The following is a 14,426-nucleotide window of genomic DNA, read 5'->3' on the forward strand; positions in this document are numbered from 1 at the left end:
CCCCTCACCGGCGGCGCTGAGGCGCAGCGGGACACACCGGACGGGGCGGCGGCGACGCAGGAACGGACGGGAGACACGGCGGAGAGACGCCGGGACGGGCCGGAGAGACGGCAGGACACCCGGGAGAGACCGGGGCATTTTGCAGGATATGGCAGGCGGGCGCGCTGGGGAACTGGCGCATCGGTCCTGTTTTTGACCTCGGGATGTTTGCTCTTTGACATTGATGGATAACTGAAGAGATATGCGGGCGGTTTGGTTCATTTCGATGGATCAGCGTCTGTATGTCAACGCTCATAGGGGGTTCGCTTCCGATGATTGAGTGTCAGCTTCACTGTCTTGTTCGGCTTCGGTTTCTTTTGAAACCAAGCACAACAGACAGAGAATGATTGGTTGCAGTTCCGGTTCCTAGCCGGGTCGGATCGCAAGGCGTGTCAAACCCCCGTGTTTGGCGGCTTTGTTAAAGCAACCAGTGATGTGCAGAGGTTCGAACGTCAAGGATACGCTGGCAACGGCGTTTCAACTTGAGAGTTTGATCCTGGCTCAGAACGAACGCTGGCGGCAGGCCTAACACATGCAAGTCGAGCGCGCCCTTCGGGGTGAGCGGCGGACGGGTTAGTAACGCGTGGGAACGTGCCCTTCTCTAAGGAATAGCCACTGGAAACGGTGAGTAATACCTTATACGCCCTTCGGGGGAAAGATTTATCGGAGAAGGATCGGCCCGCGTTAGATTAGATAGTTGGTGGGGTAACGGCCTACCAAGTCTACGATCTATAGCTGGTTTTAGAGGATGATCAGCAACACTGGGACTGAGACACGGCCCAGACTCCTACGGGAGGCAGCAGTGGGGAATCTTGGACAATGGGCGCAAGCCTGATCCAGCCATGCCGCGTGAGTGATGAAGGCCTTAGGGTCGTAAAGCTCTTTCGCCAGAGATGATAATGACAGTATCTGGTAAAGAAACCCCGGCTAACTCCGTGCCAGCAGCCGCGGTAATACGGAGGGGGTTAGCGTTGTTCGGAATTACTGGGCGTAAAGCGCGCGTAGGCGGACCAGAAAGTAAGGGGTGAAATCCCAGGGCTCAACCCTGGAACTGCCTCTTAAACTCCTGGTCTTGAGTTCGAGAGAGGTGAGTGGAATTCCGAGTGTAGAGGTGAAATTCGTAGATATTCGGAGGAACACCAGTGGCGAAGGCGGCTCACTGGCTCGATACTGACGCTGAGGTGCGAAAGTGTGGGGAGCAAACAGGATTAGATACCCTGGTAGTCCACACCGTAAACGATGAATGCCAGTCGTCGGGTAGCATGCTATTCGGTGACACACCTAACGGATTAAGCATTCCGCCTGGGGAGTACGGTCGCAAGATTAAAACTCAAAGGAATTGACGGGGGCCCGCACAAGCGGTGGAGCATGTGGTTTAATTCGAAGCAACGCGCAGAACCTTACCAACCCTTGACATCCTCGGCCCGCCAGAGAGATCTGGTTTTCACTTCGGTGACCGAGTGACAGGTGCTGCATGGCTGTCGTCAGCTCGTGTCGTGAGATGTTCGGTTAAGTCCGGCAACGAGCGCAACCCACATCCTTAGTTGCCAGCAGGTCAAGCTGGGCACTCTAGGGAAACTGCCCGTGATAAGCGGGAGGAAGGTGTGGATGACGTCAAGTCCTCATGGCCCTTACGGGTTGGGCTACACACGTGCTACAATGGCAGTGACAATGGGTTAATCCCAAAAAACTGTCTCAGTTCGGATTGGGGTCTGCAACTCGACCCCATGAAGTCGGAATCGCTAGTAATCGCGTAACAGCATGACGCGGTGAATACGTTCCCGGGCCTTGTACACACCGCCCGTCACACCATGGGAGTTGGTTCTACCCGACGACGCTGCGCTAACCCTTCGGGGAGGCAGGCGGCCACGGTAGGATCAGCGACTGGGGTGAAGTCGTAACAAGGTAGCCGTAGGGGAACCTGCGGCTGGATCACCTCCTTTCTAAGGATGATGCTGGCATCATGGAGCTTGCTCCTGATCGTGCATCACTTAGCATGGGCAGCAATCAAAGCTGCCCGCATCGGGGCATCGCAAGATGCCCTCCGGACCGGACCGTCCTCATATCTCTTCAGGAACACACGCGGCAGCAGCCGTTACTGGCAGCTGTCCGGTGACATAACCACTGAGTGCTGCTCTCGGGCATTGCCTTGCAATACCCTGTCGCACACCGGTTTTGTTTTGCAGAGCGAAACGAAAACCTGGGTCGGTAGCTCAGGTGGTTAGAGCGCACGCCTGATAAGCGTGAGGTCGGAGGTTCAAGTCCTCCTCGACCCACCATTATCCCTCGGGGTATATTTGGGGCCTTAGCTCAGCTGGGAGAGCGCCTGATTTGCATTCAGGAGGTCAGGAGTTCGATCCTCCTAGGCTCCACCACCGCCCGCGGGGGCGCCGCAAGGAAGAACATATCTTCAAGCAGTTGATGACTGTTTGAACGTCTGTTCTTCAGACGAAAATTGACATCGTAAAGAGAGATACAATCAACAAGACTGTTGGCCGCCCGAGTGAGGGACCGGTCTCAGTCAGGTGCTGACTGTCCTTCGGGACGGGATGCGAGCTTCAGAATACGTCATGTTTCCTCAGACGTCCTGAAGTCTGCCTGATTGAAAAGACAGTGTTGTCCAAGTCAAGTACACTAACCCGCATGATCCGAGGATCATGCAACAAGTTCCTGGTCGCATCAGTGGCCGGGAGCGGGATAGTTTGCTTTTTGGTTCAGAAATAGCGGCGCCGGTTCGTTACCAGCTTCCGGTGCCCTGAAAGGTAACACTTTCTCTTTCTGGATCAAATCAAGCGCGAGAAGGGCGTTTGGTGGATGCCTTGGCAGTAAGAGGCGATGAAAGACGTGATACCCTGCGATAAGCTTGGGGGAGCCGGGAATAGGCTTTGATCCCAAGATCTCTGAATGGGGGAACCCACCTGAAAGTTTGTTATAATAGCCGCCGGTTCATTCCGGATGGCTGCTTATAATGGGCTTAACCAGGTACTTATGGACTGAATACATAGGTCTATAAGAGCAAACCCGGGGAACTGAAACATCTAAGTACCCGGAGGAAAGGACATCAATAGAGACTCCGTTAGTAGCGGCGAGCGAACGCGGACCAGCCGAGCCTGATGAGTGAGAAGAACATGTTGGGAACCATGGCCATAGCGGGTGACAGCCCCGTATTCTAAGCTCTGAGGGACGTATTAAGTAGGGCGGGACACGTGAAATCCTGTTCGAAGATCGGAGGACCACCTCCGAAGGCTAAGTACTCCTTACTGACCGATAGCGAACCAGTACCGTGAGGGAAAGGTGAAAAGCACCCCGGCGAGGGGAGTGAAACAGTACCTGAAACCGAACGCCTACAATCAGTTGGAGGCCCCTTGAGGGCTGACAGCGTACCTTTTGTATAATGGGTCATCGACTTGGTCTCACGAGCAAGCTTAAACCGTTAGGTGTAGGCGCAGCGAAAGCGAGTCTTAATAGGGCGCATGAGTTCGTGGGATCAGACCCGAAACCGAGTGATCTAGGCATGGCCAGGTTGAAGGTGCGGTAACACGCACTGGAGGACCGAACCCACATCCGTTGAAAAGGATCGGGATGAGCTGTGCCTAGGGGTGAAAGGCCAATCAAACTCGGAGATAGCTGGTTCTCTGCGAAATCTATTTAGGTAGAGCGTCATCCGAATACCCCGGGGGGTAGAGCACTGGATGGGTAATGGGGCCCCACAGGCTTACTGATCCTAACCAAACTCCGAATACCCGGGAGTACTGGATGGCAGACACACGGCGGATGCTAACGTCCGTCGTGGAGAGGGAAACAACCCTGACCTCCGGCTAAGGCCCCCAATTCATGGCTAAGTGGGAAAGCAGGTGAGACGTCCAAAACAACCAGGAGGTTGGCTTAGAAGCAGCCATCCTTTAAAGATAGCGTAACAGCTCACTGGTCTAATCAAGATGTCTTGCGGCGAAGATGTAACGGGGCTCAAGCCATGAGCCGAAGCCGAGGATGCACATCGTGCATGGTAGCAGAGCGTAGTGTGACATAGTCTCATTCCTCCTTAGTTCCTTCGGGAGCATTGGAGGAGAGAGGCTTTCGATGAAGCGGGCGCGTGAGCGATCCCGTGGAGAGATCACTAGTGAGAATGATGACATGAGTAGCGACAAAGAGTGTGAGAGACACTCTCGCCGAAAGTCCAAGGGTTCCTGCTTAAAGCTAATCTGAGCAGGGTAAGCCGGCCCCTAAGCCGAGGCCGAAAGGCGTAGGCGATGGGAACCACGTTAATATTCGTGGGCCAGGAGGATGTGACGGATTGTGAAGGTAGTTCATCCTTATCGGATTGAATGGGCTGCTGATCAGTCCCTGGAAATAGCCCTCCGTCAGACCGTACCCTAAACCGACACAGGTGGACTGGTAGAGAATACCAAGGCGCTTGAGAGAACGATGTTGAAGGAACTCGGCAAAATACCTCCGTAAGTTCGCGAGAAGGAGGCCCGGGTCCTACGCAAGTGGAATCCGGGGGCACAAACCAGGGGGTGGCGACTGTTTATTAAAAACACAGGGCTCTGCGAAGCCGCAAGGCGACGTATAGGGTCTGACGCCTGCCCGGTGCCTGAAGGTTAAAAGGAGGGGTGAGAGCTCCGAATTGAAGCCCAGGTAAACGGCGGCCGTAACTATAACGGTCCTAAGGTAGCGAAATTCCTTGTCGGGTAAGTTCCGACCTGCACGAATGGCGTAACGACTTCCCCGCTGTCTCCAACATCGACTCAGCGAAATTGAATTGCCTGTCAAGATGCAGGCTTCCCGCGGTTAGACGGAAAGACCCCGTGCACCTTTACTACAGCTTCGCACTGGTATCAGGATTGTGATGTGCAGGATAGGTGGTAGGCATCGAAACCGTGACGCAAGTCGCGGCGGAGCCTCCCTTGAGATACCACCCTTCGCACTCTTGATATCTAACCGCGGTCCGTTATCCGGATCCGGGACCCTGCGTGGCGGGTAGTTTGACTGGGGCGGTCGCCTCCTAAAGAGTAACGGAGGCGCGCGAAGGTTGGCTCAGAGCGGTCGGAAATCGCTCGTTGAGTGCAATGGCAGAAGCCAGCCTGACTGCGAGACTGACAAGTCGAGCAGAGACGAAAGTCGGCCATAGTGATCCGGTGGTCCCGAGTGGAAGGGCCATCGCTCAACGGATAAAAGGTACGCCGGGGATAACAGGCTGATACTGCCCAAGAGTCCATATCGACGGCAGTGTTTGGCACCTCGATGTCGGCTCATCTCATCCTGGGGCTGGAGCAGGTCCCAAGGGTACGGCTGTTCGCCGTTTAAAGAGGTACGTGAGCTGGGTTTAGAACGTCGTGAGACAGTTCGGTCCCTATCTGCCGTGGGTGTAGGATACTTGAGAGGAGTTGCCCCTAGTACGAGAGGACCGGGGTGAACGAACCACTGGTGGACCTGTTGTTGCGCCAGCAGCAGTGCAGGGTAGCTATGTTCGGACAGGATAACCGCTGAAGGCATCTAAGCGGGAAGCCCCCCTCAAAACAAGGTATCCCTGAGGGCCGTGGAAGACCACCACGCCGATAGGCCGGAGATGTAAGTGCAGCAATGCATTCAGTTGACCGGTACTAATCGCCCGATAGGCTTGATTTGATCCAGTAACAGACAGTGTTACGGAAACACCAAACAAGCAAACACATCCCAAATAACAAACACTTGGACAACCTTGATTGTAACGCCTGCCCTTGTGGATATGTCATGTGACATAGCTCAGGTGCGGCAACGCATGTTTGCTTCGCAAACACGCTGCCTGCCGCTGACCGAGAAACATCCACAAGCCGCAGGCTTGTTGGATTTTTCTCGGTTTGGTGGCTACAGCGCAAGTGAAACACCCGGTCCCTTCCCGAACCCGGAAGTTAAGCACTGCCGCGCCGATGGTACTTGGGCTCAAGCCCTGGGAGAGTAGGTCACCGCCAAACCTAGTAAAATCCAAATCTCTCGCAACGATGCTTATACACAAAACCGCCGCTGCGCATAACGCCAGCGGCGGTATTGCGTTCGGCAGTTCAAAAAAACAGGCCGGAAACAGGCTTTCGCCGCAATCCCCCAGCGCCATTGGCCCGGGGGCAATGGCCGGCGGCAACACCCGGCAGCGGCCACAGATTCAACAGCGCGCCTAACGTACTGGATCGCGGCTTTGCCGCAAGCATCCCGGAGCGGAAACGGAGTGGGCGCCAGGGGGAGGGCGGGTCTTTGCCTTTCCGGTTTGCGGCGTGAAGCTTGCTGAAAGCGGTGGAAATCTGCATCCGGCTAGGGAATTGTTAGAGGGTGCGGTTTAAACCTGCAGGCAACATTCACGCAATGAAGGTTCCGCACTGATGCCCCGACTTCCCGATTTTCTGTACCGTCTGCCTGTCCGGATCTATGCGCTGGCGGCGCTGGCTCTCAGCCTGACGGCTGTGCTGACGTTCCTGCTGCTGTCGCAATCCGTGAAAAACGCCTATGAAATGCGCTATACTGAGCTGCACAACGTCACGGACACTGCGGTCAGCCTGCTGCGCGATCTGGAGGAAGGTGTCAAAGACGGCCGCTTCACCGAAGAACAAGCCCGTGATATCGGCCGCGAGCGCCTGACGGCGCTGCGCTTTGGCGATTCGGGTTACGTGTTTGTCTTTGACCACGACCTGGTGGTGCAGGCGCATCCGACCGTGCCCGCCTGGAACGGCACCAACCAGGGCGCCTATGAGGATGTGACCGGTATCAAAGTGTTCCGGGAGCTGGAGAAGATCGCTGCCGCCAAAGGGGCAGGGGAGCTTACATATTACTTCAAGAAACCGGACTCCGAGGTGATCGAGGCCAAGATCGGCTATGTGCAGGCCTATGAACCCTGGGGCTGGATCGTCGGCACCGGCGCCTATGTCTCGGATATCGAGGCTGACGTTGCACGGATGCGCAATGAGGCGCTGATCCTTCTGGGCATCAGCCTGGTGGCGTTGTCGATTGCTGCTTATTTCATCACCCGCAGCGTCACCGGTCCGCTGAATGGCCTCAAATCCCGTATGCAGACACTGGCCGATGGCGACACAGACAGCGAAATCCCCCATGCCACTGCGCGCAGCGAACTGGGCGAGATTGCCCAAAGCCTTGATGTGTTCCGCCAGGCACTGATCCGCCAGAAGGATCTGGAGCGGGCCGAGCAGCAACGCAATGAAAAGCGCAGCAATGTCGTGAGTGTGCTCAGCAGCAAACTGTCAGCCCTGTCGCAGGGGGACCTGACCGCGCAGATCACCGGTTCCTTCCCGGAGGATTACGAGCAGCTGCGCCAGGACTTCAACACCACCGCGCAGAACCTCAGCGCGACCGTGGAACAGGTGATTGCCGCGGCCAGCAGCATCCGCAGCGGTGCGGCTGAAATCAGCCAGGCTTCGGATGACCTGTCGCACCGCACCGAAAGCCAGGCCGCGACTCTGGAAGAAACCGCTGCCGCCCTGGATGAGCTGACCGCTTCGGTCAAATCGGCAGCTGAGGGTGCCCGCAGCGTCGAGGCCACCATGGAAGACGCCAAGGGCGAAGCCCGCACCAGCGGCGAAGTGGTGCAAAGCGCCGTCGCCGCGATGACCGAGATCGAGGAATCTTCGGCGCAAATCTCGCAGATCATTTCGGTAATCGACGATATCGCCTTTCAGACCAATCTCCTGGCGCTGAACGCCGGGGTGGAGGCCGCCCGCGCTGGCGAAGCGGGCCGCGGCTTTGCGGTGGTCGCCTCCGAGGTGCGGGCGCTGGCGCAGCGGTCTTCGGACGCGGCGATGGAGATCAAGACCCTGATCGGCAACAGTTCCGGTCAGGTCGCCCGCGGCGTGGATCTGGTCGGCAAGGCGGGCGAAGCGCTGCAAAGCATCGTTTCGCAGGTCAGCCATATCTCGCAGCTGGTCTCCGGCATTGCCGAAGGCGCCGCCGAGCAATCCACCGGCCTGCATGAGATCAACACCGGTGTCACCCAGCTGGATCAGGTCACCCAGCAGAATGCTGCCATGGTGGAACAGGCCACTGCGGCCGGCCATTTGCTGAAGACCGACGCCACCAAGCTCAGCGATCTGGTGGCGCATTTCAAAATCCCCGGCGGCGGCATTGCGGCAGCTCCGGCCCAGGCGGCCAGGGCACCGGCGCAAACCGCCCACGGCAGCGCTGACTGGAACATGGAGACCGCGCCGCAGCCTGCCCCGCAGCCTGTTGCCGCGGCCGGCGGCAGTGCAGCCAAGAAGCTGTGGCAGGACTTCTGATCCGTCTGCGAACCCGTCACAGGCAAACAGAAAACGCCCGGGGATTTCCCCGGGCGTTATTTATTGCGGACTGTCCGGAAAGATCAGCCAATGATCGCATTCAGCGTTGCCGAGGGGCGCATCACCTTGGCCTTCAGCGCTGCACTCGGGCGGTAGTAGCCGCCAATGTCTGCCGCCTGGCCCTGGGCTGCGGCCAGCTCGGCCAGGATCTGCGCCTCCTTGGCCGCCAGCTCTTCAGCGATCGGGGCAAAATGCGCCGCCAGCTCCGCATCCCCGGTTTGGGCCGCCAGAGCTTCGGCCCAGTAGCGGGCAAACCAATAGTGGCTGTCGCGGTTGTCCGGCTCGCCGACTTTGCGGCTGGGAGAGCGGTTGTGGTCGAGAATACCTTGGGTGGCGTCTTCGGCCGCAGCGCCCAGCACGCCGGCCTTGGCGTTGCCCTTGGCGTCGGCCAGGAAGTTCAGGCTTTCCCCCAGGGCGCAGAATTCACCCATCGAATCCCAGCGCAGGTGGTTTTCCTCAACCAGCTGCTGCACATGTTTCGGAGCAGACCCGCCGGCACCGGTTTCAAACAGCCCGCCGCCCTGCATCAGCTTGACGATCGACAGCATCTTGGCCGAGGTGCCCAGCTCCAGGATCGGGAACAGGTCGGTCAGATAATCGCGCAGCACGTTGCCGGTGATGGCGATGCTGTCGTTGCCCGCGGTGATCGTTTCCAGCGACTGGCGGGTTGCCTCGCGCGGCGCCAGGATCAGGAACTTGTCCGCAACGCCCGCCGCTTCCAGCGCCGGTTTCACATAGTTGATCAGCTCGGCGTCATGGGCACGGTTTGCGTCCAGCCAGAAGATCGCCTCGGAGCCGGTCAGGCGCTGGCGGTCCATCGCCAGCTCGATCCAGTTCTCGATCGGTGCCTTCTTGACAGTGCAGGCCCGCCAGATGTCACCCGCCTCGACGTCGTGCGAATGCAGCGTTCCGCCGTTTGCCAGAATCACCCGGATGGTGCCATCTGCGGGCGCTTCGAACGTGGTCGGGTGGGAGCCGTATTCCTCGGCCTTCTGCGCCATCAGGCCGACGTTGGCGACGGCACCGGCGGTGGTCACGTCCAGCGCGCCATTGGCTTTGAAAAAATTGATGGTCTCGTCATAGACCGTGGCATAGCAGCGGTCGGGGATCACGCAGTTGGTGTCGCCCTTGTTGCCGTTCTGGTCCCAGCCCTTGCCGCCGGCGCGGATTACCGCGGGCATCGAAGCGTCGATGATCACATCGGACGGCACATGCAGGTTGGTGATGCCCTTGTCGCTGTCCACCATATACATGTCCGGCCGCTTGGCCCGCACGGCATCGATTTCGGCCATGATCTCCGGGTTGTCCTTCACCCGGTTCAGCAGGTCGCCCATGCCGGAATTCGGGTTGACGCCCAGGGCCTCCATCTGGGGGCCGAATTTTTCAAACACTGGCGCCAGCCAGGCCTTCACCGCGTGGCCGAAGATAATCGGGTCGGAGACCTTCATCATCGTCGCCTTCATGTGCAGCGAGAACATGGTGCCGTCGGCCTTGGTGTCCGCGATGGCCTCGGCCAGAAAGGCGGCCAGCGCCTTGGCGGACAGGAAGGTGGCATCGGCCACGGTGCCCTCTTCCAGCGTCCAGGCGTCTTTCAGAACGGTGACGGAGCCGTCCTTGGCGACAAATTCGATCTTCGCGTCCCCTGCCTGCGCGGCGGTGATGGTCGCAGATTTTTCGTTTGCATAGAAGTCGTCGCCCGGCATCGACGACACTTTGGTCTTGCTGCCGGCCGACCAGCTGCCCATCGAATGCGGGTTCTTCCGGGCATAGTTCTTCACCGCCTTGGCGGCGCGGCGGTCGGAGTTGCCCTCGCGCAGGACCGGGTTCACCGCCGAGCCCTTGATCGCGTCATAGCGGGCGCGGATCTCTTTTTCGGCGTCCGTCGCCGGCTCTGCGGGGTAGTCCGGAATGGCATAGCCCTGAGCTTGCAATTCGGTGACAGCGGCAACCAGCTGCGGCACCGAGGCGGAGACGTTGGGCAGCTTGATGACATTGGCGTCCGGGGTTTTCACCAGTTGGCCCAGCTCGGCCAGATCATCGCTCTGGCGCTGGTCTTCGGTCAGGTTCTCCGGGAAAGCTGCAATGAGGCGGCCGGCCAGTGAAATGTCCTTGGTGCCGACAGAGACACCGGCGGCCGCGGCGAACTTGCGGATGATCGGCAGGAAGGATGCCGAGGCCAGCTCGGGCGCTTCGTCTACAATGGTATACAATATGTCCGGGGTTTGATTTTCTGCCATGTTCCACAACCTTTCAGCGATCTCGGAGGCTTTTGTGACGTCAGCGCAGACAGGCCGCGCCAGGTTCGGGTAGTCCGGAGCTGCCGCGGCGGTGCCCTGAAAATGGGCGGACCCCGGCCTGGCAGCCAATGGGATGGCCCCCATGTAGAACACGATTGCTGCGGGTGCAATGGTTTGGCGCATCCGGCGCCCCGCGCGGATTGCCGCGGCCGGGCCTGGGGACGCAACAGAGGGGCGCTGCCCCTCTTGGGCCGATGGCCCAATTCACCCCGGAGTATTTCCGGAAAGATGAACATCGCGGCAGGGGATCACTCGCGCAGTTCGTCCGGGGCGACGCCCCAGAGCTTTTTCTTCGGCGCCCAGCCGCTGTAGCCGCCTGCCGAGATTTCGCACCAGCTGGTTTCGCACTCGCCCAGCCGGGCGACCACGCCCAGCTCGAAGGCGGCGGTCACCGGCGCGCGGCTGTCCGGCCGGGAATGCACGGTCAGCATGTCCTCTTCGATCAGCACCGTGCGCACGCCCGACAGCAAGGCGTAATGCACCCAGCCGCCGGCCCCCTCGCGGTCCTGCACCCGGCGCCAGTGGCCGTATTCCGCGGTGATCTCCAGCGGCATGCCGCGGCGTTTGAACACCCAGTCGATCTTGTGGGTCAGCGACGGGCCGCGGCGCACATTGCCCTCGGCGGCCTTCATCGAGACATAGCGCGGCAGCGGCAGATTGGTGACGGGGCCGCGGGATTCGGCGGCGCATACGGTCCCCGCCATCGCCAGGGATACCGCTGCCGCTGCCAGATGGCGCAATGCCATTGCCGCTTTTTTCACTGTCTGCCGCCTCTTCTTGCCCAGCCGGACCAGGCCCAGCGTCCTGTTCCGGTCTTTTGCCCGTTTTCCTGCTGCGCCCGTGAAAATTCCGGCCAGCAGCAAGGGAGTTGCGCTTGGGTTCTTGTGCCCGTCCGCGTCCTGCGCCACGATGCCATGGAGGCGTGCGGATTGAAAAGCCCAAGGGAGAGCGCAAGTGCCAAGAGACCGACTGAGTGTTGTTGTTACGCGACGGTTGCCGGAGCCTGTGGAAACCCGGCTGAGCGAGCTGTTTGATGTCCGCCTGCGCGAGGATGACGCGCCGATGACCCGGGCCGAGCTGGCCGCGGCAGTGAAAAATGCCGATGTGCTGGTGCCGACTGTCACCGATACCATTGACGCAGGGATTTTGGGCCAGGCGGGGGAGCGGCTGCGGCTGATCGCCAACTACGGTGCCGGGGTCGACCATATTGATGTGGCCACTGCGCGTCAGCGCGGCATCCTGGTGTCCAACACGCCCGGGGTGCTGACCGACGATACTGCCGACATGGCCATGGCGCTGATCATGGCGGTGGTGCGGCGCATGCCCGAAGGGCTGGCCGTGATGCAGAAGGGCGACTGGCAGGGCTGGGCGCCGACAGCGCTTTTGGGCGGGCGGATTGCCGGGCGGCGGCTGGGCATTCTCGGCATGGGCCGGATCGGCCAGGCCGTGGCCAGGCGCGCCGCCGCCTTTGGCATGCAAATCCATTACCACAACCGCCGCCGGCTGCGTCCCGAGATCGAAGAGACGCTGGAAGCCACCTATTGGGAAAGCCTTGATCAGATGGCGGCGCGGATGGATGTGCTGTCGATCAACTGCCCGTCGACCCCTTCAACCTTCCACCTGATGAATGCCCGCCGCCTGAAGCTGATGAAGCCCTCGGCGGTGATCGTGAACACCTCGCGCGGCGAGGTCATCGACGAGCACGCGCTGACCCGGATGCTGCGCGCCGGTGAGATCGCCGGCGCGGGGCTCGATGTTTATGAACACGGCACCGACATCAACCCGCGCCTGCGCGAGCTGCCCAATGTGGTGCTGCTGCCGCATATGGGCTCCGCCACCATCGAGGGCCGGATCGAGATGGGCGAGAAGGTGCTGCTCAATATCAAGACTTTCGAGGACGGCCATCGTCCGCCGGACCAGGTGGTGCCGTCGATGCTGTAAGCGCCCGCACGCCGGGCCGGAATCCGAGAAAGGACTTTTCCATGAAGCACTTGGTTCTGGCCTGTATCGTCTGCGCCGGCAGTGCCGCCGCGCAGGACGCCGCTGACGCCGTTGCGCCCGAAGCGGCAACCGCCGGCACGTTTCAGGCGCTTTCGGCGGAGGTGGCTGCCGCGCTGGAGGCCAAATCGGCAGGCCGGCCTGTGGAAGCGGAAAACTGGATGGTCGCTGCTGCCAATCCGCACGCTGTTGAAGCCGGCGCCGCCGTGCTGCGCGCAGGCGGCACTGCGGCGGACGCGATGGTGGCGGTGCAGACCGTTCTGGGGCTGGTGGAGCCGCAATCCTCGGGCCTCGGCGGCGGCGCGTTCCTGGTCTGGTATGACGCCGCCACCGGCGAGCTGACCACGCTGGACGGGCGTGAAACCGCGCCGCTGGCCGCCACGCCGACCCTGTTCCAGGATGAAAGCGGCGAACCGTTGAAATTCTTTGATGCGGTGGTCGGCGGTCTGTCGGTCGGCACGCCCGGCACCCCGGCCCTGCTGGAGGCGGCGCACCGCCGCTGGGGCCGCGCCAACTGGCCGTCGCTGTTCGAGCCGGCCATCCGGCTGGCGGAGGAAGGCTTTGCCGTCTCGCCGCGGCTGGCCTCGCTGGTGGCGGGCGACGCCGAACGGCTGGCGCGCTTCCCGGCCACAGCGGATTACTTTCTGCCGGGCGGTGACCCGATTGCCGAGGGCGCGGCCCTCCTGAACCCGGACTATGCCGCCACCTTGCGGGCGCTGGCCCAGGGCGGGGCAGGCGCGTTCTACGCCGGTCCCATCGCGGCAGAGATCGTCCGGGCCGTGACCGCTGCCGAAGGCAACCCGGGGGTGCTGGCCGTCGCGGATCTGGCACTCTACCAGGTTAAGGAACGTCCGGCGGTCTGCGCCGCCTACCGCGATTTCGAGGCCTGCGGCATGGGGCCGCCGTCCTCGGGGGCGCTGACCGTGGGGCAAATTCTGGGGATGCTGAATTCCTATGATCTGGCGGAACTGGGGGCCGAAAGCGCCGAGGCCTGGCGGTTGATCGGCGATGCCTCGCGCCTCGCCTTTGCCGACCGGGGCCGTTATATGGCCGACGCGGATTTTGTGCCGGTGCCCAGCCACGGGCTGGTGGCGGCGGATTATCTCGCCACCCGGGCCGGGCTGCTGCAGGGCGATGATGCATTGCCCGAGGTGGCGCCGGGGGCGCCGGAATTCGATCACGCGCTGCTGCTGGCGGATGACGAGTCGATCGAGCTGCCCTCGACCTCGCATATCTCCATCGTCGACAGCTTTGGCAACGTGCTGTCGATGACCACGACAATCGAAAACGCCTTTGGCTCGCGGCTGATGGCGGGCGGGTTCCTGTTGAACAACGAGCTGACGGATTTTTCCTTCCGCACCCATGCGGACGGCGTGCCCATCGCCAACCGGCTGGAGCCGGGCAAGCGGCCGCGCTCCTCGATGGCGCCGACCATTATACTGAAGGACGGCAAGCCGGTGCTGGCCATCGGCTCCCCCGGCGGCAGCCGGATCATCGGCTATGTTGCGAAATCCATTGTGGCTTGGTCCGACTGGGGGCTGGATATCCAGGCGGCGCTGGCGCTGCCGCATCTGGTCAACCGGTTCGGCACCTATGATCTGGAGGCAGGCACCAGCGCCGAGGGGCTGGCGGGGGCGCTGACGGATTTGGGCTATGAGGTCAATATCCGCGATCTGACCTCCGGCCTGCACGCGATTGAGATCGGAGACGGGCTGAAGGGGGCAGCGGATCCGCGCCGGGAGGGGATAGCACTGGGTGGATAAAGCCTCCGCCCGGC

Annotated in this window: 5 protein-coding genes, 2 tRNA genes and 3 rRNA genes; 8 read left to right on the forward strand and 2 right to left on the reverse strand. The window is 60.8% G+C overall.

Annotated features, from left to right (window positions below):
• Window positions 1–517 precede the first annotated feature (517 nt).
• From AC0KW6_RS19390 to AC0KW6_RS19415, 6 genes are all read left to right on the forward strand, one after another.
• A 16S ribosomal RNA gene (locus tag AC0KW6_RS19390) occupies window positions 518–1,982 on the forward strand.
• Between the two features lie 259 nt (window positions 1,983–2,241).
• A tRNA-Ile gene (locus AC0KW6_RS19395) sits at window positions 2,242–2,318 on the forward strand.
• A 20-nt stretch (window positions 2,319–2,338) separates the two neighbouring features.
• Window positions 2,339–2,414, forward strand: a tRNA-Ala gene (locus AC0KW6_RS19400).
• Between the two features lie 411 nt (window positions 2,415–2,825).
• Window positions 2,826–5,667: ribosomal RNA gene (locus tag AC0KW6_RS19405) — 23S ribosomal RNA — on the forward strand.
• A gap of 211 nt (window positions 5,668–5,878) precedes the next feature.
• A 5S ribosomal RNA gene (rrf, locus tag AC0KW6_RS19410) occupies window positions 5,879–5,993 on the forward strand.
• Together the 16S, 23S and 5S rRNA genes with 2 tRNA genes alongside form the textbook arrangement of a ribosomal RNA operon.
• A 399-nt stretch (window positions 5,994–6,392) precedes the next feature.
• The gene (locus AC0KW6_RS19415) at window positions 6,393–8,294 is read left to right on the forward strand and encodes a methyl-accepting chemotaxis protein (protein ID WP_323784058.1); all 1,902 of its coding nucleotides are present in this window, start codon (window positions 6,393–6,395) and stop codon (window positions 8,292–8,294) included.
• Window positions 8,295–8,377: 83 nt separating this feature from the next.
• Here AC0KW6_RS19415 and AC0KW6_RS19420 read toward each other — a convergent pair whose 3' ends face one another.
• Complete coding sequence (locus AC0KW6_RS19420) at window positions 8,378–10,591, reverse strand: NADP-dependent isocitrate dehydrogenase (protein ID WP_474035793.1); 2,214 nt, start codon at window positions 10,589–10,591, stop codon at window positions 8,378–8,380.
• A 308-nt stretch (window positions 10,592–10,899) separates the two neighbouring features.
• Window positions 10,900–11,397: an SH3 domain-containing protein gene (locus AC0KW6_RS19425; protein ID WP_474035794.1), complete on the reverse strand. Its 498-nt coding sequence runs from the start codon at window positions 11,395–11,397 to the stop codon at window positions 10,900–10,902.
• A gap of 208 nt (window positions 11,398–11,605) precedes the next feature.
• Between AC0KW6_RS19425 and AC0KW6_RS19430 the strand changes: the two genes are divergently transcribed.
• Both AC0KW6_RS19430 and ggt read left to right on the forward strand, forming a co-directional pair.
• Complete coding sequence (locus AC0KW6_RS19430) at window positions 11,606–12,592, forward strand: 2-hydroxyacid dehydrogenase (RefSeq protein WP_474035763.1); 987 nt, start codon at window positions 11,606–11,608, stop codon at window positions 12,590–12,592.
• A 41-nt stretch (window positions 12,593–12,633) separates the two neighbouring features.
• Entirely contained in the window at window positions 12,634–14,412 is a 1,779-nt protein-coding gene (ggt, locus tag AC0KW6_RS19435; RefSeq protein ID WP_474035764.1) for a gamma-glutamyltransferase, read from the forward strand.
• Window positions 14,413–14,426: the final 14 nt, after the last annotated feature.

The sequence above is a fragment of the Leisingera sp. SA215 genome, assembly GCF_055902035.1.

What these genes read in the sequence shown, in the direction of transcription:
- AC0KW6_RS19425 (WP_474035794.1), bottom strand. Translation starts at nt 11,397, where the DNA reads ATGGCATTGCGCCATCTGGCAGCGGCAGCGGTATCCCTGGCGATGGCG.
- AC0KW6_RS19420 (WP_474035793.1), bottom strand. Translation starts at nt 10,591, where the DNA reads ATGGCAGAAAATCAAACCCCGGACATATTGTATACCATTGTAGACGAA.
- AC0KW6_RS19415 (WP_323784058.1), top strand. Translation starts at nt 6,393, where the DNA reads ATGCCCCGACTTCCCGATTTTCTGTACCGTCTGCCTGTCCGGATCTAT.
- ggt (WP_474035764.1), top strand. Translation starts at nt 12,634, where the DNA reads ATGAAGCACTTGGTTCTGGCCTGTATCGTCTGCGCCGGCAGTGCCGCC.